Below are 24,482 nucleotides of genomic sequence, written 5' to 3'. Positions count from 1 at the left end.
TTATGGCTGTACCGACGAGCAAGCTCGAATTACTGGCAGCGATCCAAAAGAATTACGACACCCTTGTACGTGATTTGAAAAAGGTCACGCTTGAACAGGCCGCTTTGAGCACCATGGAAGGGCATGCGCAAGGCACCTTGATGAGTGTGCATGACCTCGTCGCCTATCTGGTCGGCTGGAACGAACTGGTGCTAAAATGGTGTCGACGAAGCGATCAGGGCCTGCCAGTCGATTTCCCGGAAACCGGCTTTCAGTGGAACGAACTCGGCAAGCTCGCGGGAAAATTCTATGAGGATTATGCCGAATTGAGTTTCGAAGCGCTCCTTGCGCGTTTCGATCAGGCGAAATCAGATCTTGTCCGGCTGATCGAATCATCGAGTGACGAGGTGCTTTACGGGGCGCCCTGGTATAAGAAATATACGCTGGGCCGCATGATCCAGTTCAATACATCCTCGCCCTATGCCAATGCACGGGCACGCTTGCGCAAGTGGCAAAAGGCGCTGCGCGAGGCATAATCAGCGGCGCGTGGGTTCTTGCGGTGCGGATGGCTCCAGCGCAAGCGCGTGCACGCCGGTTGCAAGCTCGTGGCTGAGAACCTCATTGATGGCGCGATGGCGTGCGACACGGCTCATATCGGCAAAGGCTTGTGCCAAGATGCGGACGCGAAAATGCGTCTCACCGGTGCCGTCATAGACTTCATCATGGCCGCGATCATTATGATGATGACCGGCGTGAAGGTGGCTTTCATTAATGATTTCAAGTTGTTCAGGAGAAAACGCTTCAGTTAGCTTTGCTTCCATAGCGCTTTGTTTGCTGTTTTGAATGGACATCCGGGTCGATTCTCCCCATATAGGTGCTGAGCCTCATATAGATGCCGCTCCGGCAGCGATCGGTGGGGCAAATCCGCACAGGAAACATTTTGCTTCGAAAATTCGCCCTGAACACCAGCCAGTAGCCGGTCGGAGCGAAATGTCAATTCTTGTTTCGTCACTCTTAAATTCGCATAATCCGATTCGATGACAACGAACTCAAAATTTTTCGACAGTATCCGTATCCCGACCAAGAAGAAGGCGCAGGCGAAATCCAGCGCCCAGATTTGCCAGTGGGATGGTTGTGAAAAGCCGGGCACACACAAGGCACCGGTTGGACGTATGCGCGAGGGTGAATATTTCCACTTCTGCATCGACCACGTGCGCGAATATAACAAGAGTTTCAATTATTTCTCAGGCCTGGAAGATGGCGATATCGCCAAGTTCCAGAAGGATGCCATCACCGGGCATCGTCCGACGTGGTCCACAACGAACAACTCTACGGCCAAAGCGCGGACTTCGCCGGATATGGCCAAAATGCGTTCAGGATCGGCGGCCTATCACAACCGCATCCGTGATCCATTCAATGTGATCAATGAAGCCAAGGCGCAGGTCCCGAACCAGAAGGCGCAGCGCAAGCCGCGCACACTGGAGATAAAAGCGCTGGCCACCCTTGGTCTTGAGCCAAATTCGACTAGCGATAAAATCAAGGCGCGTTATAAAGAGCTTGTAAAGCAACACCATCCTGATGCGAATGGCGGTGATCGCGCCTCTGAAGAGAGATTTCGCGATGTCATTCAGGCGTATCAATTGCTCAAGCAGGCAGGGTTTTGCTAAAACCTGATTGCGAGAGCGCATCCCGAAAAGTGTGAAACGGTTTTCGGAAAAAGATACGCGTAAACAAAAGCGGTGTAGCTTTGACGGACATTCTTCTGCCGTGCCTTGTCCGCGCGGTTTCAAGCACGGATGCCCGCAACGAATGACGGAAGGGGCATCGTCCGGCTTGCCGGAGAACAATGCCTCTCATATATGAATGTTGCGGCGGGATGATCCTGCCGCCCTGGAGGCATGATGAACAAGGTTGAGCGGGATATCGCCAATTTGCCGGATACGAAAGTATCGGTCCGCGAAGTGTTTGGAATCGATTCCGATATGACGGTGCCAGCCTATGCGGCAGGCGACTCTTACGTACCGGAGACGGACCCGGACTATCTTTTCGATCGTCAGACGACGCTCGCGATCCTCGCCGGATTTGCCTATAATCGCCGTGTCATGGTGTCTGGCTATCACGGCACCGGCAAGTCGACCCATATTGAGCAGGTCGCGGCACGCCTCAACTGGCCGTGTGTTCGCGTCAATCTCGACAGCCATGTCAGCCGTATCGATCTCGTCGGCAAGGATGCCATCGTGGTCAAGGATGGCATGCAGGTCACGGAATTCAAGGACGGTATTTTGCCATGGGCCTATCAGCACAATGTTGCGCTGGTCTTTGACGAATATGATGCCGGTCGTCCGGATGTGATGTTCGTCATTCAGCGGGTTCTGGAAACGTCCGGCCGCCTCACGCTTCTCGACCAGAGCCGCGTCATTCATCCGCATCCCGCTTTCCGTCTGTTTGCTACGGCCAATACAGTCGGTCTTGGCGACACCACCGGGCTCTACCACGGTACACAGCAGATCAATCAGGCGCAGATGGACCGCTGGTCGATTGTCACCACGCTCAACTATCTGCCGCATGACAATGAAGTGAATATCGTTCTCGCCAAGGCCAAGCATTACCAGAATGCGGAAGGCCGTATTATTGTCGATAAGATGGTACGCGTTGCCGATCTGACGCGTCAGGCTTTCATCAATGGCGATCTTTCGACCGTGATGAGCCCGCGGACGGTGATCACCTGGGCGGAAAATGCGGCGATCTTCGGCAATGATATCGGCTTTTCCTTCCGCCTCACATTCCTCAACAAGTGCGACGAGCTTGAACGTGCCACGGTGGCTGAATTCTATCAGCGCGCCTTTGGTGAGGAACTGCCGGAATCGGCGGCCAATATCGTTCTGTCATAGAGCGCCTTGCGTTCTTTCGGACGCATAAAGGACGCTCTATGTATTGAATCTACGCATCGTGCTTTCCAAAAAATCGTAACCGATTTTTAGGCCGATGCGCTAGGCCGTGTGCCTGCCACTGTAAGCAAGGTGGCAGGCGATGAAATGTTGATGCAGGATTGAGCATATGTCGGGCCAAATGTCAGGAATGGGCGATAATTCGCGTGAGCGTAAAACGGGACCGGTTGATTCCGAGCCGTTCAAGCGAGCGCTGACGGCTTGCATGCGAGCGATTTCCGGTGAGAATGAGCTGGAAGTGGCATTCAGCAATGATCGCCCGGCACTGACCGCCAACCGCGCCCGACTTCCTGATCTGCCCAAGCGCCCCACATTGCACGATGTAGCGGTGACGCGGGGCCTGAGCGATTCCATGGCGCTTCGACAGGCCGAACACAATCCGCGCATTCACGTGACGCTTGCACCCGAAGGAAAGCAGGCCCGTGCCATCTTCGACGCGGTCGAGCAGGCACGCGTGGAAGCGATTGGCGCACGTGCCATGCGCGGCGTTGCCGATAATCTGGCATCCATGCTTGCGGATAAATATGCCCGATCCAGTTTTGCGACAGCGACCGAGAAGGACGATGCGCCGCTTGAAGAAGCGGTATCGCTTCTTTTGCGTGAAAAACTGACCGGACGTAAGGCACCACCCGAGGCTGGAGCGGTGCTTGATCTGTGGCGTGATTGGATCGAGGAAAAAGCCGGCTCTGATCTAGATCGGTTGAGCGACAATCTCGGTGATCAGCAGGCTTTTGCACGCACGGTTCGCGATATGCTTGCTTCCATGGATATGGCGGAAGAGCTCGGGCAGGAAGAGCCGGGCGACGAGCAGGAGCAGAATGAGGAACAGACGCCCGATTCTGATGAAAACGAAGAGGGTGGTGACGAGACTGAGGAAGGTTCTGATTCCGCGGAAAGCGATGAATCCGATGATTCAAGCGACGAGGGCGAACAGGGCGAAATGGAAGCCGCTGACGCCTCTGCGGATGACATGGACGACAGCGAAGATATCGACGCGGAAACGCCGGGCGATACGCGGCGTCCCAATCAGCCTTTCGCCAATTTCGCCGAGCATGTCGATTACAAAGTCTTCACCCGCGAATTCGATGAGGAAGTCGAAGCGGTCGATCTCTGCGATGAGGCCGAACTTGAGCGTTTGCGCGCATTCCTCGATAAGCAGCTTGCCAATCTGCAGGGTGTGGTTGGGCGGCTTGCCAATCGCCTGCAGCGCCGCCTGATGGCGCAGCAGAACCGCTCCTGGGATTTCGATCTCGAAGAGGGTTATCTCGATACGGCACGCCTGATGCGCGTCGTGACCGACCCGACACAGCCGCTTTCTTACAAGATGGAGCGCGACACTGATTTTCGCGATACGGTGGTGACGCTGGTACTGGATAATTCCGGCTCCATGCGCGGACGTCCGATCACGGTTGCCGCGACCTGTGCCGATATTCTTGCACGCACGCTGGAGCGCTGCGGCGTGAAGGTCGAAATTTTGGGCTTTACCACCAAGGCATGGAAGGGCGGCCAGTCGCGTGAGGCATGGCTTTCACGCGGAAAACCTGCCAATCCGGGCCGTCTCAACGATCTGCGCCATATCATCTACAAGAGCGCGGATGCACCCTGGCGCCGTGCGCGGCGCAATCTTGGCCTGATGATGCGCGAAGGGTTGCTGAAAGAGAATATTGACGGTGAAGCGCTGATCTGGGCGCATCAGCGTCTGCTCGGCCGACCTGAACAGCGCAAGATATTGATGATGATTTCAGACGGTGCGCCGGTCGATGATTCGACACTTTCGGTCAATCCGGGCAACTATCTGGAGCGGCATTTGCGGGCTGTCATAGAAGAGATCGAAATCCGCTCACCTGTGGAACTGATCGCCATTGGTATCGGCCATGACGTGACGCGCTATTACCAGCGTGCCGTGACCATTGTCGATGCCGAGGAACTCGCGGGCGCCATGACAGAGCAGCTTGCTTCGCTTTTTGAAGAGCAAGGTTCTGGCGCATCCGCTGGGCGCGGCAGACGTCGTGCAGGCGGACGCTAAACTTTATCGAGTGGATTGGCGGTCTGGCGCATAGAGCGTCGGCGCAAAGATCGCCAGAATCGCGCCATAGGGAATGAGCATCAACGTTCCCATAACGACTTTCACGAAGAAATCACCAAAGGCCAGTGACGCCCATAGCGGCATGCCAAGGCCAAGGAAGGCCGCAGATTCTGTCAGCGAAGAATCTGGCAGTCCAGTGATCCTGTCGAGCCATGCGAACTGAGCGGCGAAAGCGATGGAGAAAAACAGTACCGTATCGACCACGGAGCCAAACATGGCGGCTGCAAATGGTGCTTTCCACCATGTCTTGCGGCGTAATTTGTCGAAAACCGTAATATCCATCAGTTGCGCGATCAAAAATGCGCTGCCCGATGCGATGGCAATGCGCGGGCTTGCCAGCCAGATCGACATGATGACGCCAAGGATAAAGCCAGCATAGACGACCCTGCGTGCGGCGTGAGGGCCAAAACGGCGGTTTGTCAGATCGTTGACGAGGAAGGCGACTGGATAGGTGAAGGCACCATAGGTCAGTAATTCGCCAAGGCCAAAATGCTCGAACGGATACTGAACCAATATATTTGACGCGGCAACTGCCGCACACATGGCTGCAATGGCTGGCAAAAGGCGTGAAAAAGCGGGTGTCTCAAGAGGCATTTTTTTATCCTGGGGTATGGAACCAGCAAAAAAGGCCGACACGTGCCGACCTTTTTTGTCAAATTTTCGAGGCCGGTTGCTTATGCAGCAGCAGCTTCAGCCTGCTTCTTGGCGATCTGACGCTTCAGAAGACGGGCGCGCTGTGACAATTCCTTGTCGTCGGACTTGACGAGGAACGCATCCAGACCGCCGCGATGCTCGACCGAACGCAAGGCGTTGGCGGAAACACGCAGACGATAGCTCTGGCCGAGGGCTTCGGACATCAGCGTCACGTTGCAGAGGTTCGGCAAAAAGCGGCGACGCGTCTTGTTGTTCGCGTGGCTGACATTGTTGCCGTACTGGACCGACTTGCCGGTCAATTCACAAGCGCGGGACATTTTGGTCTCACCTTTAATTTCGTTTTCAGGCCCTGACCTAATTGTCCGAACTCAAGCAATCAAAGCAGCACATGTGCTGCTGGCGCGCGATCTCGGACAGGCGGCCTATCGGGAAAGTCGCGTTTCTATAGTGACAGGAGCGCACGCCGTCAAGATAGATTCCGTCATAGGCGGCAATGGACGCGCCAAAAATGCGGTTTTGCGGCATCTGCCAGTCTCACGAAGGGCATGCGATCATAACTTCGCCGGTTTTGCCTGCTGCACAGTTATTGTATCAAGGAATCGAAAGCAACTTTTTGGCAGCTCAATAGGGTTGAAAACTATGCGATCCCGATATTTTCGGGTGGGAAGCAGAAAGGAACGCCGCGCATGATCGAACCGCCGCTGGGTACGAGCCCTATTTGGGTACGGTGTGCAGGGACGGCGCGCCTTATTGCTCTCGCTTTTGTGACAATAGCTTTTTCGACTGTTTTCGCGCTCGGGGCTTTCCCGATTGCTACGGCGACGGCAAAAGATCTTTATAGGACCGAATACGATATTTCGATTTTTGGTCTGTCGATTGCGCGGTCTGCTATCGAGACGGCGGTCAGTGGCCCAAAATACAATCTGAACGGGCGCTTTCTCACCTCTGGGCTTGCCCGGGTCTTCGACGATACCAACGGCGTGGTGCGGGTTACGGGCACGGCGGCGAAAGGTAAGGTCGTCTCCGGTAGTTTTGATCTCGATTACAAACATGGCCGCAAGAACAAACGCACCACGATCCGCTTTTCCAATGGCAATGTCGTTTCTTCGGATAATCAACCGCCAGTCAAGAAACGCGATCCATGGGTGGAAATCTCCCCCCAAGACCTCCTTAATGTCAGCGACCCGTTGAGCGCCCTTATGATACCGGCCAGCGACCCGCTTTCTGTGTGCAACCGCTCTATCAACGTTTACGACGGGCAAACGCGTGCCCAGATCAGGTTATCCTTCAATGGAACGGAATCTTTTACAACTGATGGCTTTACCGGCGAAACGGTGATTTGCTCGGCTAAATTCGTTCCCGTTTCCGGCTATCAGAAGGGCAAGAAATCGATCGATTATCTGGCAAACCGCAGCCGCATCAGCGTTTCTTTTGCTGCACTTGGCAATTCCGGTATTTACGCGCCGGTCGTCGCGCGGATCGGCACACGAATCGGGACGCTGAAAATTTCCGCCACCCGCTTTGGAAAAGTACAATGAATTCTCATCAATGCTGCTCGTGCAAGCATTCCTCATGATTGCCCAAAATCTCGATTACCCGGCATTGATCGATCCGCCCATGCGCCGTGCAGTCCACCATGCGTTGCAATTCAGTTTTCAAGGATAAAAGCTTGGCGATGCGCTGTTCGACATCGGCAAGCCTCGCGCGTGCAATGGCGTCGGCAGCGGCACAGGATTGATCGGGATTATCCTGCAGACCAAGCAATGTGCGTATTGCTTCCACGTCAAAGCCGAGATCACGGGCATGACGAATAAATAAAAGCCGCTGGATATCGCTTTTGTCATAAAGGCGGCGATTGCCTTCAGTGCGGGGTGGGGCGGGCAGAAGCCCGATCTGCTCGTAATAGCGGATCGTCGGTACTTTAACCCCACTGGTTTTCGAAGCTTCGCCAATTGCAATATTCATCTGCATTTTTCTCTTGCTCCTCTAGTCACTAGAGGATGTAGACCTTTCTCAAGGTACTTCAAGATGCAATCTTCAAGAGTGAGAAAATGAGCCACACAGATCGCGCACACGACCATGAAGAGCATAGTCATGAACATGCGGGGCATGATCATGATCACGGACATGCTCAGGAAAAGGAAATCGCGGCCTCGAAAAACAGTTTCCGTTTCCGCGTCGAGGGAATGGATTGCGCTTCCTGCGCAACCAAAATCGATACAGCGGTGCGCAGGGTTTCGGGCGTAGAAGATGTTTCAGTTTCGGTCACCAATGGCGCTATGACCGTCAATCACGATGGTTCAGCACAGCGCGATGAAATCGCCGCCAGGGTGAGCGCATTAGGCTATAAGGCAAATGTCGAGGCTGCGACGGACAAATCCGCAAAACATGCCTCTCCTGTTGAGATCAAGCGCTGGTGGCAGAGCGGCAAGGGACAGATGATGCTCGCCTGTGGCGGTGCTTTGGTTTTGGCCTATGTCATAGGCCATCTTTATCCGCCTGTAGCGCTCTGGGCCTTTACCGCCGCCATGCTGGTCGGTCTGGTTCCGATTGCCAGACGCGCCTATGTGGCCGCGATCAACGGAACGCCGTTTTCCATCGAAATGCTGATGACGATTGCAGCCATTGGCGCCGTTATCATCGGAGCAACCGAAGAAGCCGCCGCTGTCGTTTTCCTGTTTCTCGTCGGTGAGCTGCTTGAAGGGGTTGCCGCAGGGAGGGCGCGCGCCAGCATCCAGTCGCTGACGACCTTGGTACCCAAAACCGCTTTTCTCGAAAGCGATGGCACGACACGGGAAGTATCTGCCGAGGAACTCAAGGTCGGCGATGTGATTTCCGTGCGACCGGGTGATCGCATGCCTGCCGATGGCGACATCATTTCCGGCGAAAGCGCTGTTGATGAAGCACCCGTCACTGGTGAAAGCACACCGGTGGGCAAGGGTGTTGGTGAAAATGTCTTTGCAGGCACGATCAACGGCGATGGTGTGTTGCGCGTCAAAGTCACGGCGGAGGCCCAGGACAACACCATCGCTCGTGTCGTGCGGCTGGTGGAAGAGGCGCAGGAAGCCAAAGCCCCGACCGAACGCTTCATCAATCGCTTTTCGACCTGGTATACGCCGGGCGTGGTTGTTGTTGCCGCGCTGGTTGCCATTCTACCGCCGCTTGTGGCGGGCGCTCCATGGGGCGAATGGGTTTACAAGGGGCTTGCCATTTTGCTGATCGGTTGCCCCTGTGCGCTGGTTATCTCGACACCGGCAGCCATTGCAGCGTCACTCTCGGCAGGCGCACGGCGCGGACTTCTGATGAAGGGTGGCGCAGTGCTGGAAAACATCGGCAAAGTGAGCGCGGTCTGCTTTGACAAAACCGGCACATTGACCGAAGGCAAGCCGACGGTGACAGATGTGCTGCCATCAGCACTGTCGTCAGATGATGTGTTGCGTCTGGCAGCTTCGCTGGATGCGGGTTCCAGCCATCCGCTGGCCTTGGCGATTGTGGGCGCGGCAGAAAAACAAGGCCTCAAAATAGCCCCGGTTACCGCCGGCAAGGCGCATGGCGGCAAGGGCGTGTCGGGCGTGGCGGATGGTCGAGAGCTTTTTCTGGGTTCGCGCAAGGCGGCGGATGAAATCGCAGCCATTCCAGACGATCTGGCTAAGCTTATTGCGGCTTGCAATGATGAGGGCAAGACGGTTTCGGTACTGGTGGCGGATGGCAAGATTGCCGGAGCGATTGCCATGCGTGACGAGCCGCGTGCCGATGCGATTGCCGGGCTTAAAACCCTCAACGATGCAGGCATCCGCACACTTATGCTGACAGGCGATAACAGCCGCACAGCAGAAGCGGTTGGTCGCGACATTGGGATTGAGGTTAGGGCCGAACTCTTGCCGGAAGACAAACAGCGTATCGTCGGAGACTTGCGTAAGGAAGGCGCTATCGTTGCCAAGGTTGGTGACGGCATCAACGATGCTCCCGCCTTGGCTGCCGCGGATGTCGGCATCGCTATGGGCGGTGGCACCGATGTTGCGCTGGAAACTGCCGATGCCGCGGTCCTGCATGGCCGTGTCGGCGATGTTGCGGCTATGGTTGATCTCTCCAAACGTACGATGCGCAACATTCACCAGAATATCACGATTGCGCTTGGCCTCAAGGCGGTCTTTCTGGTGACGACAGTGCTGGGCATTACCGGTCTCTGGCCAGCCATTCTGGCCGATACGGGCGCAACGGTCTTGGTCACGATCAACGCGCTACGGCTCCTGCGTCAGCCGCAATAGGATAACAACGGACCGGCGAAGTTGCTTCGCCGGTTTTCTTTATTCGCCAATCAATTCGCGAATGCGCTCGCCATATTGCTTGCCGAACTCAACATGTTCGGGATTGATACCCTTTACCTCATCGATCAACTGATCTTCTTCTTCCGCATCGGCTGCTGCAAGCGCGCTCATCATGGCGAAATAGGCCAGAAGATAATCCCTCGGCTCGATGTTTTCTTCTTTCATGATCGCGACGACCTGTGGTCTTGATTCCAGACTTTTGAGCATGGATTCGAACGAAGGCTGTGCGATCTGCCCTTCTTCCGCAGTCGGTGAAAGCTGCATGGATTCAAGCTTTGCATGGATTTTTTCCATACGAGCAAGCAAATCCTCGCTGAGTTTGAAATTATTGACTTCCGCAGGCGTTTCCTTGGGCTGCGCAACTGCGAAAATATCCTCCGCCTGTGCAGAATGGATCGCTACAGGCAGCATCAGGACTGACACACCAACGCACACGGCACGATTGAGACGCTTGACGGTAGAAAACAGTGTGATCTCATTCATCCTAGAAGAGGTCCTTTCGCTTGCGGATTTCTGCAAATACAGCCTCGTCGGAAGCATCATCCATATTGAGTCGGGTGCGGATTGCGCGGTCATGCCAGCGTAAAAACGGGTTGGTTGCCATTTCGAGCGCGATAGATGTTGGCAGCGTCATGCGGTCTGCGGCCCGTAATCTGGCGATCGTATCGGCACGTTCCTTCAACGCCGAATTGTCCGGGTCGATGGTGAGCGCAAAACGGGCATTGCTCTGCGTATATTCGTGGCCGCAATAGACCGCCGTGTCGCCCGGCAGTGCCACCAGTTTTTCCAATGATTGAAACATGGTTGCAGGCGTTCCTTCGAGCAGTCGTCCGCAACCGAGCGCAAACAGTGTGTCGCCGGTAAAGGCGGCTTTCGCCGAAGGAATGTAGTATGAAACCTCACCCGCTGTATGTCCCGGCGTCGCGATTACATTTACGGTGAAGAGCCCGAACGTGAATGCATCGCCGTCCCGTACCGTGCGGTCGATGCCGGGAATTTTATCTTTCTCCGCCTCGGGGCCGATGATGCTGACGCCGAATTTGGCCTTCAGCGCTTCATTGCCTTCGACATGGTCGAGATGGTGATGGGTCGTGAAGATGAAATCCAGTGTCCAGCCGCGCCGATCGAGCGCGGTTTCGATGGCTTTTGCATCGGGCGCATCGATGGAGGCCGTCAAATCGCTTTCCGGGTCATGGATGAGAACGCCATAATTATCGCTGCGACAGATAAACTGTTCGATATCGAGCCGTTTGTCGATGTGTGCCATGGCATCCTCCTTCAATCAGTCGTTTTTGGCTTCCGGTAATGAATGTTTCTGGATAAGCGGCATTTGTGAAAGTGTGAAGACGACAGTGATCGGCATGATACCCCAGACCTTGAAGGCAACCCATGCATCGGTCGAGAAATTTCGCCAGACCACTTCATTGGTAACGGCGAGAAACAGGAAGAAAAGTCCCCAGCGAAAGGTGAGCTTTTTCCAGCCTTCTGCATCAAGCTTGAAAGCCGAATCAAACACATAACCAAGCAGTGATTTTCCAAACCACAGACCCATGAGCAGGATAGCACCAAACAGGGTGTTGACGATGGTCGGCTTCATCTTGATAAAAGTGTCATTATGCAACCACAGCGTCAAGGCACCGAAAACCAGAACCACGACGCCTGAAATCAACGGCATCATGGGTAGCGTACGCGTCATAACCCATGAAATACCAAGCGCCAGAAGCGTTGCGACCATGAAGAGGGCAGTGGCCAGAAAGATCGGCTCGCCGATCTGGCCGAGCACTGGGAAGCGCTCGATCAGGCTTTCGCCGCGTGCATTGGCAAAAAAGAAAACCAGAAGCGGTCCTAGTTCCAGCGCAAGCTTCAACAGCGGCGGCACTTCTTTGCGCTCAGCTTCGGTCTTTTGCGCGGGATCGCGTTCAAAAATAGGTTTTGTCATCAATGTACTCCTGAAATGGCTTTTGCAAAATCGCTTGCTGAAAAAGGTTCAAGGTCATCGACGCCTTCGCCCACACCGATAAAGTAGACGGGTAATTTATGTTTTGCCGAGATCGCCACCAGAATACCACCACGTGCGGTACCGTCGAGCTTTGTCATGACCAGACCGTTGACGCCTGCGATATTCTTGAAAATCTCGACCTGATTGAGTGCATTCTGTCCGGTGGTGGCGTCGAGTGTCTGAAGAACCGTATGCGGGGCTTCCCCGTCGTGTTTTCCCAGAACACGAACGATTTTTGCCAATTCGTCCATCAGCTCAGTTTTGTTCTGCAATCGCCCGGCCGTGTCGATGATCAGCACATCGCTGCCAGCTTCCTTGGCCTGTTGCCAGGCATCATAGGCAAGGCCAGCCGCATCGGCACCAAGCTTGCTTGAAACTACAGGAGAGTTTGTGCGTTCGCCCCAAATGTGCAGCTGTTCGATGGCGGCGGCTCGGAATGTGTCACCAGCCGCCAGCATGACTTTCAGCCCGCCTGCGGTGAGCTTTGCCGCAAGCTTGCCGATGGTTGTGGTCTTGCCGGTGCCGTTGACGCCGACCACCAGAATGACATGCGGCTTGTGCGACAAATCAAGTTCGAGCGGTTGGGCCACGGGTGTGAGCACTTTTTCGATTTCCGCGCCCATGATGGTGCGCACTTCCTCGCCGGTCACGTCCCTGCCATAGCGCCCTGATGACAGCGCATCGGTCACGCGCATGGCTGTTTCAAGACCGAGGTCGGCTTGGATCAGCACGTCTTCGAGGTCCTGCAATGTCTCGTCGTCAAGTTTGCGCTTGGTGAAAATGCCGCCGATGGAGTCGCTCAGCGAGCTGGAAGAACGGGCAAGGCCGCGCCGCAGACGCTCGAACCATGAAAGCCTTGGTTCTGGCGTAGCTTCAACCGGTGTTTCTTCCTGCTTTTCCTCAACCGCCTTGCTGACCTTGACCTTCTGGGGCTTTAACGGTGCCGGGGGCATAACCTCTTCTACAACGGGGGAGGCAGTGACGAGTTCCGCTTCGGGCAGCGTCGGTTCAATAATCGTTTCGGATTGCGGCTGCGCGTCAGCTTCAACCGGCACCTCGACGACAGGCTCCGCAACGGGAGGTTCCATGACCGGCGGCTGCTCGATCGGAATTTCGATTTCGGCAATCGGGTGTTCTGGCGGGTGTTCTGGCGGCTGTTCTGGCTCTGCTTCGGCAACCGTTGTGACGACAGGCTCGGGTTCAACAGGGACAACATCCGCAACGGGCGCCTCTTCCGGCGCTTGCGTTTCGCGCATGTCGGGGATCGGTTGTTCGACCGGCTTTTCCTCGACCTCCTTCTTGCCGAAGGAGAACATTTTCTTGATGAAGCCCATTGCCATGAATTTTTATGCCCTTTTAAGCCGCTTTCGGCTCCGCCTGACGGGTGAGGAGTTTTTCACCATCATGGCCCGTCACAATTCGTTCGATGATTTCGCCCGGCTGGCCCGTTTCGACAGCGGCAAGCGTAAAGCCTTCCGTGCGGCCAAAACCTTCCTTCTCGATCAGGAGGCGCTGTACGCTATGTGTCAGCGAAGCGAGATGTTTTTCATAGGCGCGGTCGCCGACTGCGCGCAGGCGCGCGGCGCGTTGCTTGACGATGTCGCGCCGGACTTGCGGCATGCGGGCCGCAGGCGTGCCTTCACGCGCACTATAGGGAAAGACATGCAGATGCGTGAGGCCGCATTCCTCGACGATTTTCATCGAGTTTACAAACATATCTTCGGTTTCGGTGGGAAAACCCGCGATGATGTCGGCACCGAACACGATATCGGGGCGCAGCCTGCGCACATCTTCACAAAAGCGGATCGAATCCTCGCGCAGATGGCGGCGCTTCATGCGCTTTAAAATCATGTCATCGCCCGCCTGAAGAGAGAGATGCAGATGTGGCATCAGGCGCTTTTCAGTGGCGATTGCCTCCATCAGCTCATCATCGGCTTCAATGGAGTCGATAGAGGACAGGCGCAGGCGCTGCAAATCCGGCACTTGAGTAAGAACCGTCTTCACCAGCTTACCGAGGCGGAGGTTTCCCGGAAGGTCCGGGCCGTAGGATGTCATATCGACGCCGGTCAGCACCACTTCTCTATAGCCATTATCGACAAGGCGCTTGACCTGATCGACCACGCCGCCCATCGGGACCGAACGTGAATTGCCGCGGCCATAGGGGATGATGCAGAAGGTGCAGCGATGATCGCAGCCGTTTTGTACCTGCACGAAAGCGCGTGCGCGGCCTTCGATGGCATCAACCATATGGCTTGCGGTTTCACGCACTTCCATAATGTCGTTGACGCGCACCTTTTCGAACTGGTTGACGCCAAAATCCGGCAACATGCGGTAGGAGTTGGCCTTGAGCTTTTCCTCATTGCCCAAAACCAGATCGACTTCATCCATGGCTTCAAACTTGCCGGATTCAGTCTGTGCGGCGCAGCCGGTGACGATGATACGCGCTTGCGGGTTCTCACGTCGTGCCTTGCGGATTGCTTGGCGTGCCTGACGCACGGCTTCTGCCGTCACTGCACAGGTGTTGAAGATGATTGCGCCGTCTTTCAACTCGCCAAGGCCAGCGCTATCTGCCTCCCGCTTCATTACCTCGGATTCGTAAGTGTTGAGGCGACATCCGAATGTTACGATATCGACAGCCATTACGCTGCTCCGCGATTGTTGTTTCTGGCGTACTCCCATTCGCCGGTTGCGGGATCAAAAATTCCGTCAAATTCCCATTCGGCGGGGCCGGTCATCATGACGTGATCATCATCGCGCCATTCGATCTGCAAGGGGCCGCCGGGCACATGGACAGTGACTTTGCGCTCTGTTCGGTTGGTTCGTACGCCGGAGACGGCTGCGGCACAGGCAGCCGATCCGCAGGCAAGCGTCAGCCCAGCGCCGCGTTCCCATGTTCGCAAAGTTATTGCATCACGGGCCGTTACTTGCGCAACGGAAATATTGGCGCGTTCCGGAAAGATCGGATCGTGTTCAAGCAGCGGTCCATAGGCATCAAGCGCATAGGACCAGACATCGTTTTCGACCCAGAAGATCGCATGCGGATTGCCCATGGAGGCAATGGACGGTGATTGCAGGACGGGCGCGTCGGCAGGACCGGCGAAGAGGTCAACGGCGCGTGTGTCGGCGACTTCATGGGCGAGGGGAATGTCCTGCCAGCCAAAGCGCGGCTTTCCCATGTCGACGGTGATGAGGCCGTCTTCATGTTCGTTTGCCGTCAAAACGCCTGCAAGCGTCTGAAAGACGTATTCTTTTTTGCCACTTTCTTGCGATAGCCATTGCACGACGCATCGTGTCCCATTGCCGCAAGCCTGTGCCTGTGTGCCATCGCAATTGATGATCTCGATATAGTGATCGGTTCCAGCAGTCCTTGCATCATGAATGGCCATGATCTGGTCGAAAGCAGTGGCACTTTGGCCTGCAAGCTGAATGGCAGCAGCAGGCAGAATGCGATCATCGCGCCCGCGCATATCGGCAACAATGATCTTGTTGCCGAGCCCGTTCATCTTGGTAAAGGCTGCCCTATTGGCCATAGCTGTCGTGGTTCCGTTCTTTCTGCAACTTGCTTTTTGCAACGCAGACGTTTGAATGTCTATCCGGCGTCTATATGGCGGAAAAGCAAGCAAATTGCCAGTGCTACGCGCATATGCGCAATCCATTGTCGTTTTGGCTAAGTCGTTTGGGTTGTGGTGTCCTGAAACTGTGGCCTTCCTGTGCCAGTCCCATATATTTATGCGCGATTTCCGGTCGGATCAGCTACCATAAGGCAATTTGACGGGATCCAGTGTTGATTTTTTAACCATATAGCCATTTTATCGCAGCAATATCGTTCCAATTGCCGGATCTCGCGCGGATGAGATGCCGCACAATCCCAAGATTTCGACCGAAATGGAGAACCAGATGGGTATTTCGAAAGCAAGTTTGCTGAGCATCGTGGCAGCCGGTATCGTGTTGGCCGGTTGCTCCCGGATGGGTAATCCCGGACCTGTCGCGGCAACTGGTCCGGCGCCGCTTAATGCTGCCCCGCAAGGCACGGTGCATAAGGGTAATCTTAATTCACCAAATGCTGCGCAGTTCCCGACGGCTCCGGTCAGCAATATGCCAGTAGATGATGCAAATACACAGGTTGCCAGTCTGCCACCCGAATCGGCACCGGATCTGACGCCGGGCAGCGTTGCTGGCGTCTGGACCGCTTCGCTCAATGGGCAGAGCTGCAAGGTTGCGACGCCTCAGACCAAATATGGGCAGGGTTATCGCGCGGGACCGCTACGCTGTCCGGGCGAATTGTCGAACCTCGCCTCCTGGGCCGTCAACGGCAAGCAGCTTGTTCTTTATGATGCATCCGGGGGTACGGTCGCATCGCTCTATTCGTCTGGTCAGGGCCGTTTCAATGGTCAGACATCGGGTGGTCAGTCCTTGTCGCTGTCGCGCTGATACAAGCAAAAACTCCTTAGAGTGCATTCCGAAGAGCATGAAACGGTTTTCGGAATGCACGTTCATGCAAACAATGAGAGCGCCGATCTGATTGTAGCAGATCGAAACGCGCTCTAATAACGAAGCGTCTTCGGACTGCTCCGTCTCTTTTAGCGAGGCTCAACGCCCGATCATGTCTTTCGACGGCAATCTGAAGGCTTATCCGTCTGTTCGCGAACGCTATGATGCGATGGTTGCGGCGGGCGAAGTGGATAAAGACCCGGCCCAGCTCGATCTCACCGACCGTTATGACCGGCTGATGGAAGAAGTCTGTACAAAGCGACTTTCGCGCAAGTCCAGCGCGCTGGGATGGCTGTTCGGCAAGCGCAAACCAGCACAGGAAATCGTCAAGGGGCTTTATGTTCATGGCGAGGTCGGGCGCGGCAAGACCATGTTGATGGATATGTTCTTTTCGCTGTTGCCGGTTGAGCGCAAGCGGCGGGCGCATTTCAATGATTTCATGGCCGATGTGCATGAACGCATCAATGCGCACCGGCAGGCGCATAAGCGTGGCGAAACCAAACAGGATGATCCTATTCCACCCGTCGCCGATATTTTGGCGGAGCAGGCCTGGGTTCTGTGCTTCGACGAGTTTACCGTGACCGATATTGCGGATGCGATGATCCTGTCGCGTCTGTTCAGTGCCTTGTTTTCGCGGGGCGTGGTGCTGATTGCAACCTCGAATGTCGCGCCGGACAATCTTTACAACAATGGTCTCAACCGCCAGCTTTTTCTGCCCTTTGTCGACATTTTGAAAAAACACGTCGAGGTCATCAACCTCGATTCGCGCACCGATTACCGTCTGGAAAAACTGGATCGGCAGCCGGTTTATCTGACACCGCTCGGGCCGGAAACCACCAAGCGCATGGATGCGGCATGGGCTGCCCATAAAAATGGTGCTGAGGAAAAAGCCGATATCATCCGCATCAAGGGCCGCGACATTTCCGTGCATCGTTCGGTTGCGGGGGCTGCACGGTTTTCATTCGATGAACTTTGTGCGCAGCCGCTGGGTGCGTCTGACTATATCGCTATTGTCAATCGCTATCCGTCTTTGTTCGTCGATGACGTGCCGGTGCTCGATCAGGCACGACGAAACGAAGCCAAGCGCTTCATCCTGCTGGTCGATGTTCTTTATGATAATCATGCCCGCGTGTTCATGACGGCTGAAGCGCAACCCGAAAAGCTTTATCTCGCGACAAGCGGAACCGAAGCCTTTGAATTCGACCGCACCGCTTCACGTCTGTTTGAGATGCAGAGCGCGGATTATCTTGAGGCTTTTTCCCAAAAACACCCGGCCTGACGGGATCGTTTACCCACTTTCATCCTGTTGCCATAGACTGCGCTTAAGGAAGATGGGGCCAATTTATTGGAAGGGCGCGTGTTCTGCGGAATCCGGACAGTTGCGGCTTTTGCCTTTAATTCGCCAGATTATTTTGACGTTTACGTAAGAAAAATTAAATCTAACCGATTGAAAATATTGGTCGCAAAATAATGAGTTGAGTTTTTCTGCAAAGAGTCATATCGAACGCATTGCAGCGCGTAGGTGTTTCCGGGCCGTATCCGGATGGCTTCATGCGTTTCTGGATCAAACTTGAGGAAAGAAACAATCATGGCACGCAACAAGATTGCCCTCATCGGCTCTGGTATGATTGGCGGCACGCTCGCTCATCTTGCTGGTCTGAAAGAGCTTGGCGACGTCGTCCTTTTCGATATTGCGGAAGGTACGCCGCAGGGCAAGGGACTGGATATTGCCGAATCTTCTCCGGTTGACGGTTTTGATGCGAAGTTCACCGGCGCAAATGATTATGCTGCCATTGAAGGCGCTGATGTCGTCATCGTCACCGCAGGTGTGCCGCGCAAGCCGGGTATGAGCCGCGACGATCTCCTGGGCATCAACCTCAAGGTCATGGAGCAGGTAGGCGCTGGCATTGCAAAATATGCGCCTGAGGCTTTCGTTATCTGCATCACCAACCCGCTCGACGCGATGGTCTGGGCCTTGCAAAAATTCTCGGGCCTGCCCGCACACAAGGTCGTCGGCATGGCCGGTGTTCTCGATAGCGCCCGTTTCCGCTACTTCCTCGCTGAAGAGTTCAAGGTGTCGGTTGAAGACGTCACTGCATTCGTGCTGGGCGGTCATGGCGACAGCATGGTGCCGCTCGCCCGTTACTCGACTGTTGCAGGCATTCCGCTGCCCGATCTCGTCAAGATGGGCTGGACCTCGCAGGACAAGCTCGACAAGATCATCCAGCGCACCCGTGATGGCGGAGCTGAAATCGTCGGTCTCCTGAAGACCGGCTCAGCTTTCTACGCACCGGCTGCATCCGCCATCCAGATGGCTGAATCGTACCTCAAAGACAAGAAGCGTGTTCTGCCGGTCGCAGCACAGCTTTCCGGTCAGTATGGCGTCAAGGATATGTATGTCGGTGTTCCCACCGTCATTGGTGCCAATGGCGTCGAACGCGTGATCGAGATTGATCTCGACAAGGCCGAGAAGGCCGAGTTCGACAAGTCGGTCGCCTCCGTTGCCGGGCTTTGCGAAGCCTGCATCGGTATTGCTCCGTCACTCAAGTAATTCCAGTTAAGGCCGGGTGTGAACCCGGCCTTTTCAGGCTGTCAATTCGTACCGGCTCGCCAAAGCGGTCGGGAATCCGCAGAGGACAACCAGATGAATATCCACGAATATCAGGCCAAGCGCCTGCTTCACACATATGGCGCACCGATCGCCAATGGTGTGGCTGTTTATTCCGTCGAACAGGCGGAAGAATGGGCAAAGACGCTTCCCGGACCGCTTTATGTCGTCAAAAGCCAGATCCATGCTGGCGGACGTGGCAAGGGCAAGTTCAAGGAACTGCCTGAAGACGCCAAGGGCGGCGTGCGTCTTGCAAAGTCGATCGAAGACGTTGTTTCCCATGCCAAGGAAATGCTTGGCAACACCCTTGTCACCAAGCAGACTGGCCCGGCTGGCAAGCAGGTCAACCGTCTTTACATCGAAGATGGCGCCGATATCGAGCGTGAATTGTATCTCTCGATCCTGATCGACCGCACGGTTGGCCGTCCGGCTTTCGTGGTTTCCACCGAAGGCGGCATGGATATTGAAGCCGTTGCCGAAGAAACGCCTGAAAAGATCGTCACCGTTGCCATCGATCCGGCCAAGGGCGTGACCGATGAAGATGCGGCCAAGCTTGCGGATGCATTGAAGCTCGAAGGCGAAGCCCGTGAAGACGGCGTAAAGCTTTTCCCAATCCTCTACAAGGCCTTCACCGAGAAGGATATGAGCCTTCTCGAAATCAATCCGCTGATCGTCATGAAGAATGGCCGCGTGCGCGTTCTTGATGCCAAGGTGTCGTTCGACGGCAATGCGCTGTTCCGCCATGCCGACATCCTCGAATTGCGCGATCTGTCGGAAGAAGACGAGAAAGAAATCGAAGCTTCCAAGCACGATCTTGCTTATGTGGCGCTCGATGGCAACATCGGCTGCATGGTCAATGGCGCGGGCCTTGCCATGGCAACCATGGATATCATCAAGCTCTACGGTGCAGAACCTGCCAACTTCCTCGACGTTGGTGGCGGCGCTTCGAAAGAGAAGGTGACGGCTGCATTCAAAATCATCACCGCCGATCCGGCTGTGCAGGGCATTCTGGTCAACATTTTTGGCGGCATCATGAAGTGCGACGTCATCGCTGAAGGCGTGATTGCGGCAGTCAAGGAAGTCGGCCTCAAGGTTCCGCTGGTTGTCCGTCTTGAAGGCACTAATGTGGAACTCGGCAAGAAGATCATCAACGAATCGGGCCTGAATGTCATTTCGGCTGACGATCTCGACGATGCGGCGCAGAAAATCGTCGCTGCAGTGAAGGGGAATTAAGGCATGTCCATTCTCGTCAACAAGGACACCAAGGTTCTCGTACAGGGCCTGACCGGCAAGACCGGCACTTTCCACACCGAACAGGCGCTTAGCTATTACGGCACGCAAATGGTCGGCGGTATCCATCCCAAAAAGGGTGGCGAAACCTGGGAAGGCGCCAAGGGCGAAAAACTGCCGATTTTCGCAACCGTCGCGGAAGCCAAGGAACGCACCGGTGCTGATGCTTCGGTGATCTATGTTCCACCGGCAGGCGCTGCGGACGCAATCATTGAAGCCATCGAGGCTGAAGTCGGTTTCATCGTCTGTATCACCGAAGGCATTCCGGTTCTCGACATGGTGCGCGTCAAGGAGCGTCTGGAACGCTCGAAGTCGCGTCTGCTCGGACCGAATTGCCCCGGTATCTTGACCCCTGAAGAGTGCAAGATCGGCATTATGCCGGGCAATATCTTCAAGAAGGGCTCAGTGGGTGTTGTTTCGCGCTCCGGTACGCTTACCTATGAAGCAGTGTTCCAGACCTCAAACGAGGGTCTTGGCCAGACAACCGCTGTCGGTATCGGCGGCGATCCGGTCAAGGGCACTGAGTTCATCGACGTTTTGGAAATGTTCCTCGCCGATGATGAAACAAAGTCGATCGTCATGATCGGTGAAATCGGCGGTTCGGCAGAAGAAGACGCGGCGCAGTTCATCAAGGACGAAGCCAAGCGTGGTCGCTCCAAGCCGATGGTCGGCTTCATCGCGGGTCGTACCGCGCCTGCCGGTCGCACCATGGGGCATGCCGGAGCGGTTATTTCCGGCGGCAAGGGCGGCGCAGAAGACAAGATTGCCGCCATGGAATCGGCTGGCATTCGCGTGTCGCCGTCGCCGGCACAGCTCGGCAAGACGCTGGTCGAAGTGCTTAAGGGCTGAGACCGGTCACACGGTTGAATATCCCGGCATCGGCGTGAAGCCGCTGCCGGGTTTGGCATAGGAAGCGGTAAGCCGATTCCTGAAGCGTTTGAGTAAAATGGCATTTTCCGGGGCTGTTGCGGCTTCTCCCCGGTAGCGTGAGGGATGAAGGTTTGATAAAAATCTTCCGGCCCGCGCAATCAGTCGCTGACAAGGAGACGGAGCAAGGCTCCGGGTAGACCATGGCAAGGCAAGAACAGGCCAACGACGTTTTCGCCCTTACCTCGTTTCTCTATGGCGGCAATGCCGACTATATCGAGGAACTGTATGCCCGTTATGAGGACGATCCGAATTCGGTCGATCCCGAATGGCGCGATTTCTTTGGCAAACTCGGCGACAATGCCGAGGATGTGAAGAAAAACGCTCAAGGCGCGAGCTGGACCAGGGAAAACTGGCCAATTGCCGCCAATGGCGAACTGATTTCCGCACTCGACGGCAATTGGGCCGAAGTTGAAAAGCATGTCACCGAAAAGCTCAACGGTAAGGCTGCCAAGGGTTCAGCCGGTGCCCCGCTTTCGGCTGAAGAGATCGCACAGGCAGCGCGCGACAGCGTGCGCGCCATCATGATGATCCGTGCCTATCGCATGCGCGGCCATCTGCATGCCAATCTCGACCCGCTCGGTCTTTCTGAAAGGCCGGAAGATTATAACGAGCTGGAGCCGTCAAATTACGGCTTTACGCCTGCCGATTACGATCGCAAGATTTTCATCGACAATGTGCTTGGTCTTGAATATGCGACCGTGCCGCAGATGCTTGCAATTCTCAAGCGCACCTATTGCGGCAATATTGGCGTCGAATTCATGCATATTTCCGATCCAGTGGAAAAGGCATGGATTCAGGAACGCATAGAAGGTCCGGACAAGGGCTATGCCTTCACCGCCGAGGGCAAGAAGGCCATTTTGTCCAAGCTGATCGAGGCCGAAGGCTTTGAGCAGTTCATTGACGTCAAATATAAGGGCACCAAGCGCTTCGGCCTTGATGGTGGCGAAGCGCTAATCCCGGCGCTGGAGCAGATCGTCAAGCGCGGCGGCTCGATGGGTGTCAAAGAAATTATCTTCGGCATGCCGCATCGCGGTCGTCTGAACGTACTTTCCCAGGTCATGGGCAAGCCGCATCGCGCTATTTTCCATGAGTTCAAGGGTGGCTCCTATGCGCCCGACGATGTGGAAGGTTCGGGCGATGTGAAATACCATCTCGGGGCTTCTTCGGACCGCGAATTCGATGGCAATTCGGTTCACCTGTCGCTGACGGCAAACCCCTCGCATCTTGAAATCGTCAATCCGGTCGTCATGGGCAAGGCACGCGCCAAGCAGGATCTGCTGGCAGGTCGCTCGCGCGGTGAAATCGTGCCATTGAGTGAACGCGCCAAGGTTCTGCCGTTGCTTCTGCATGGCGATGCGGCCTTTGCCGGTCAGGGTGTCGTGGCTGAATGTTTTGGCCTTTCGGGTCTTCGTGGTCACCGCGTTGCCGGAACATTGCATTTCATCGTGAACAACCAGATCGGCTTTACGACCAATCCGGCCTTCTCGCGCTCTTCGCCCTATCCGTCGGATGTGGCCAAGATGGTGGAGGCACCGGTGTTCCACGTCAATGGCGACGACCCGGAAGCTGTGGTCTTTGCCGCCAAGGTTGCAACCGAATTCCGCATGACTTTCCACAAGCCCGTCGTCATCGATATGTTCTGCTATCGTCGCTTCGGTCATAATGAAGGCGACGAGCCGTCCTTCACGCAGCCGTTGATGTATAAAGCGATCCGCGCCCACAAGACCACCGTTCAGCTTTATGGTGACAAGCTGATCAGTGAGGGGCTTGTCGGCCAGGAAGACATCGACCGCATGAAGGCGGAATGGCGCGAAAGGCTTGAAACAGAGTTTGAGGCCGGACAGAGCTACAAGCCGAACAAGGCCGACTGGCTGGACGGTGCTTGGGCAGGTCTGCGCGCCGCCGACAATGCCGATGAACAGCGCCGCGGCAAGACTGCCGTTGCGATGAAGACGCTGAAAGAAATCGGCAAGAAGCTTGTTGAAGTGCCAAAGGATTTCCACGTCCACCGCACGATCCAGCGTTTCCTCGACAACCGTTCCAAGATGATGGAAACCGGTGAGGGTATCGATTGGGCAACGGCTGAATCGCTGGCATTCGGTTCGCTGGTCGCTGAAGGCAACCCGATCCGCCTTTCGGGTCAGGATGTCGAGCGCGGCACCTTCTCGCAGCGCCATACGGTACTCTACGATCAGGAAAACCAGAGCCGCTATATTCCGCTCAACAATATCCAGAAGGGTCAGGCGATCTACGAGGTCATCAATTCGATGCTCTCGGAAGAAGCCGTGCTTGGCTATGAATATGGCTATTCGTTGTCGGAACCGCGTGCGCTGACGCTCTGGGAAGCGCAGTTCGGCGATTTCGCCAATGGTGCGCAGGTCGTCTTTGACCAGTTCATCTCGTCGGGCGAACGCAAGTGGCTGCGCATGTCGGGTCTGGTCTGCCTTCTGCCGCATGGCTATGAAGGTCAGGGACCGGAACATTCCTCGGCGCGTCTGGAACGCTGGTTGCAGATGTGCGCAGAAGACAACATGCAGGTCGCAAACTGCACGACACCGGCCAACTACTTCCATATTCTGCGCCGTCAGATGAAGCGTGACTTCCGCAAGCCGCTGATCATGATGACGCCGAAATCGCTGTTGCGTCACAAGCGTGCCGTGTCTTCCTTGAGCGAGCTTTCGGGCGATTCATCCTTCCACCGTCTGCTGTGGGACGACGCACAATACAACAAGGGCGAGATCAAGCTCCAGAAGGACGCAAAAATCCGCCGCGTGGTATTGTGCTCGGGCAAGGTCTATTACGATCTTTACGAGGAGCGTGAAAAGCGCGGTATCGATGATGTCTATCTGTTGCGCGTCGAGCAGCTTTATCCGTTCCCGGCCAAGGCACTCATCAATGAGCTGACGCGTTTCCGTCAGGCAGAAATCGTCTGGTGTCAGGAAGAGCCGAAGAACATGGGCGCGTGGTCTTTCATCGACCCGTATCTGGAATGGGTGCTGGCGCATATCGATGCCAAGCACAAGCGTGTGCGCTATGCTGGCCGTCCGGCTGCTGCATCGCCTGCAACGGGCCTGATGTCCAAGCATCTTGAACAGCTCGCCGCATTCGTTGAAGATGCGCTTGGAAAATAAGATTGATTGTTGCGGAGCCACTCTCGTGGCTCCGTTCT

At 55.5% G+C, this 24,482-nt stretch carries 22 protein-coding genes; 12 read left to right on the top strand and 10 right to left on the bottom strand.

Annotation, left to right across the window (positions count from 1 at the left end; translation table 11 throughout):
- Window positions 1–2: 2 nt before the first annotated feature.
- Window positions 3–515: a ClbS/DfsB family four-helix bundle protein gene (locus tag AAIB41_RS09300; RefSeq protein ID WP_343313040.1), complete on the top strand. Its 513-nt coding sequence runs from the start codon at window positions 3–5 to the stop codon at window positions 513–515.
- On the opposite strand, the gene AAIB41_RS09295 is transcribed toward AAIB41_RS09300, so the two are convergent.
- Window positions 516–830 (bottom strand): BolA family protein, encoded by a 315-nt coding sequence (locus AAIB41_RS09295; RefSeq protein ID WP_343313039.1) that lies wholly within the window; start codon window positions 828–830, stop codon window positions 516–518.
- Window positions 831–1,016: 186 nt separating this feature from the next.
- Here AAIB41_RS09295 and AAIB41_RS09290 point away from each other — a divergent pair, with 186 nt between their 5' ends.
- The 3 genes from AAIB41_RS09290 (at window position 1,017) to cobT (ending at window position 4,953) form a co-directional block, all read left to right on the top strand.
- The gene (locus AAIB41_RS09290; protein ID WP_343313037.1) at window positions 1,017–1,646 is read left to right on the top strand and encodes a J domain-containing protein; all 630 of its coding nucleotides are present in this window, start codon (window positions 1,017–1,019) and stop codon (window positions 1,644–1,646) included.
- A 234-nt stretch (window positions 1,647–1,880) separates the two neighbouring features.
- The gene (gene cobS / locus AAIB41_RS09285; RefSeq protein ID WP_343314723.1) at window positions 1,881–2,870 is read left to right on the top strand and encodes a cobaltochelatase subunit CobS; all 990 of its coding nucleotides are present in this window, start codon (window positions 1,881–1,883) and stop codon (window positions 2,868–2,870) included.
- A gap of 166 nt (window positions 2,871–3,036) precedes the next feature.
- Window positions 3,037–4,953, top strand: a complete 1,917-nt coding sequence (cobT, locus tag AAIB41_RS09280) for a cobaltochelatase subunit CobT (protein ID WP_343313036.1) — start codon at window positions 3,037–3,039, stop codon at window positions 4,951–4,953.
- A 3-nt stretch (window positions 4,954–4,956) separates the two neighbouring features.
- On the opposite strand, the gene AAIB41_RS09275 is transcribed toward cobT, so the two are convergent.
- Together AAIB41_RS09275 and rpmB are read right to left on the bottom strand one after the other, a co-directional pair.
- Window positions 4,957–5,607: a VUT family protein gene (locus AAIB41_RS09275; protein ID WP_343313035.1), complete on the bottom strand. Its 651-nt coding sequence runs from the start codon at window positions 5,605–5,607 to the stop codon at window positions 4,957–4,959.
- A gap of 80 nt (window positions 5,608–5,687) precedes the next feature.
- Window positions 5,688–5,984, bottom strand: a complete 297-nt coding sequence (gene rpmB, locus AAIB41_RS09270; RefSeq protein ID WP_185916983.1) for a 50S ribosomal protein L28 — start codon at window positions 5,982–5,984, stop codon at window positions 5,688–5,690.
- Window positions 5,985–6,353: 369 nt separating this feature from the next.
- Between rpmB and AAIB41_RS09265 the strand changes: the two genes are divergently transcribed.
- Window positions 6,354–7,205, top strand: coding sequence for a DUF3108 domain-containing protein (locus tag AAIB41_RS09265; protein WP_343313034.1), 852 nt, complete (start codon window positions 6,354–6,356; stop codon window positions 7,203–7,205).
- Between the two features lie 7 nt (window positions 7,206–7,212).
- On the opposite strand, the gene AAIB41_RS09260 is transcribed toward AAIB41_RS09265, so the two are convergent.
- Window positions 7,213–7,638 (bottom strand): helix-turn-helix domain-containing protein, encoded by a 426-nt coding sequence (locus AAIB41_RS09260; protein WP_343313033.1) that lies wholly within the window; start codon window positions 7,636–7,638, stop codon window positions 7,213–7,215.
- An 80-nt stretch (window positions 7,639–7,718) separates the two neighbouring features.
- Here AAIB41_RS09260 and AAIB41_RS09255 point away from each other — a divergent pair, with 80 nt between their 5' ends.
- Window positions 7,719–9,935: a heavy metal translocating P-type ATPase gene (locus AAIB41_RS09255; RefSeq protein WP_343313031.1), complete on the top strand. Its 2,217-nt coding sequence runs from the start codon at window positions 7,719–7,721 to the stop codon at window positions 9,933–9,935.
- Window positions 9,936–9,974: 39 nt separating this feature from the next.
- Here AAIB41_RS09255 and AAIB41_RS09250 read toward each other — a convergent pair whose 3' ends face one another.
- The 6 genes from AAIB41_RS09250 to dapF are packed head-to-tail and all read right to left on the bottom strand — an operon-like array spanning window position 9,975 to window position 15,524.
- Window positions 9,975–10,478, bottom strand: a complete 504-nt coding sequence (locus AAIB41_RS09250) for a hypothetical protein (protein ID WP_343313029.1) — start codon at window positions 10,476–10,478, stop codon at window positions 9,975–9,977.
- A gap of 1 nt (window position 10,479) precedes the next feature.
- Entirely contained in the window at window positions 10,480–11,262 is a 783-nt protein-coding gene (gene gloB / locus AAIB41_RS09245; RefSeq protein WP_343313026.1) for a hydroxyacylglutathione hydrolase, read from the bottom strand.
- A 15-nt stretch (window positions 11,263–11,277) separates the two neighbouring features.
- Entirely contained in the window at window positions 11,278–11,934 is a 657-nt protein-coding gene (locus tag AAIB41_RS09240; RefSeq protein WP_343313024.1) for a septation protein A, read from the bottom strand.
- Window positions 11,934–13,334 (bottom strand): signal recognition particle-docking protein FtsY, encoded by a 1,401-nt coding sequence (ftsY, locus tag AAIB41_RS09235; RefSeq protein WP_343313023.1) that lies wholly within the window; start codon window positions 13,332–13,334, stop codon window positions 11,934–11,936. Before ftsY ends, AAIB41_RS09240 begins: the two co-directional genes overlap by 1 nt.
- Window positions 13,335–13,350: 16 nt before the next feature.
- Window positions 13,351–14,634: a tRNA (N(6)-L-threonylcarbamoyladenosine(37)-C(2))-methylthiotransferase MtaB gene (gene mtaB / locus AAIB41_RS09230; RefSeq protein WP_343313021.1), complete on the bottom strand. Its 1,284-nt coding sequence runs from the start codon at window positions 14,632–14,634 to the stop codon at window positions 13,351–13,353.
- On the bottom strand, window positions 14,634–15,524 hold the full coding sequence (dapF, locus tag AAIB41_RS09225) for a diaminopimelate epimerase (protein ID WP_343313019.1): 891 nt from the start codon (window positions 15,522–15,524) through the stop codon (window positions 14,634–14,636). The genes mtaB and dapF overlap by 1 nt, the downstream gene beginning before the upstream one ends.
- Before the next feature lie 367 nt (window positions 15,525–15,891).
- On the opposite strand from dapF, the gene AAIB41_RS09220 reads away from it, so the two are divergent.
- The 6 genes from AAIB41_RS09220 to AAIB41_RS09195 all read left to right on the top strand — a co-directional run bounded on the left by AAIB41_RS09220 (window position 15,892) and on the right by AAIB41_RS09195 (window position 24,444).
- Entirely contained in the window at window positions 15,892–16,425 is a 534-nt protein-coding gene (locus tag AAIB41_RS09220; RefSeq protein ID WP_343313017.1) for a protease inhibitor Inh/omp19 family protein, read from the top strand.
- A 172-nt stretch (window positions 16,426–16,597) separates the two neighbouring features.
- The gene (gene zapE / locus AAIB41_RS09215) at window positions 16,598–17,764 is read left to right on the top strand and encodes a cell division protein ZapE (RefSeq protein ID WP_343313015.1); all 1,167 of its coding nucleotides are present in this window, start codon (window positions 16,598–16,600) and stop codon (window positions 17,762–17,764) included.
- 309 nt (window positions 17,765–18,073) lie between these two features.
- Entirely contained in the window at window positions 18,074–19,036 is a 963-nt protein-coding gene (gene mdh / locus AAIB41_RS09210) for a malate dehydrogenase (RefSeq protein ID WP_343313012.1), read from the top strand.
- A 93-nt stretch (window positions 19,037–19,129) separates the two neighbouring features.
- Entirely contained in the window at window positions 19,130–20,326 is a 1,197-nt protein-coding gene (sucC, locus tag AAIB41_RS09205) for an ADP-forming succinate--CoA ligase subunit beta (protein ID WP_343313010.1), read from the top strand.
- Window positions 20,327–20,329: 3 nt separating this feature from the next.
- Window positions 20,330–21,232 carry a succinate--CoA ligase subunit alpha gene (sucD, locus tag AAIB41_RS09200; protein ID WP_343313008.1) on the top strand — a complete coding sequence of 301 codons (903 nt, stop codon included), beginning with the start codon at window positions 20,330–20,332 and terminating at the stop codon, window positions 21,230–21,232.
- A gap of 221 nt (window positions 21,233–21,453) precedes the next feature.
- Window positions 21,454–24,444: a 2-oxoglutarate dehydrogenase E1 component gene (locus tag AAIB41_RS09195; RefSeq protein ID WP_343313006.1), complete on the top strand. Its 2,991-nt coding sequence runs from the start codon at window positions 21,454–21,456 to the stop codon at window positions 24,442–24,444.
- Window positions 24,445–24,482 lie beyond the last annotated feature (38 nt).

Origin of the sequence: Brucella sp. BE17, from assembly GCF_039545455.1 — a bacterium.
Taxonomy (GTDB): Bacteria; Pseudomonadota; Alphaproteobacteria; order Rhizobiales; family Rhizobiaceae; genus Brucella.
The sequence above is the reverse complement of the archived record's forward strand: the minus strand, read 5'-3'. Positions and strand labels throughout refer to the sequence as shown.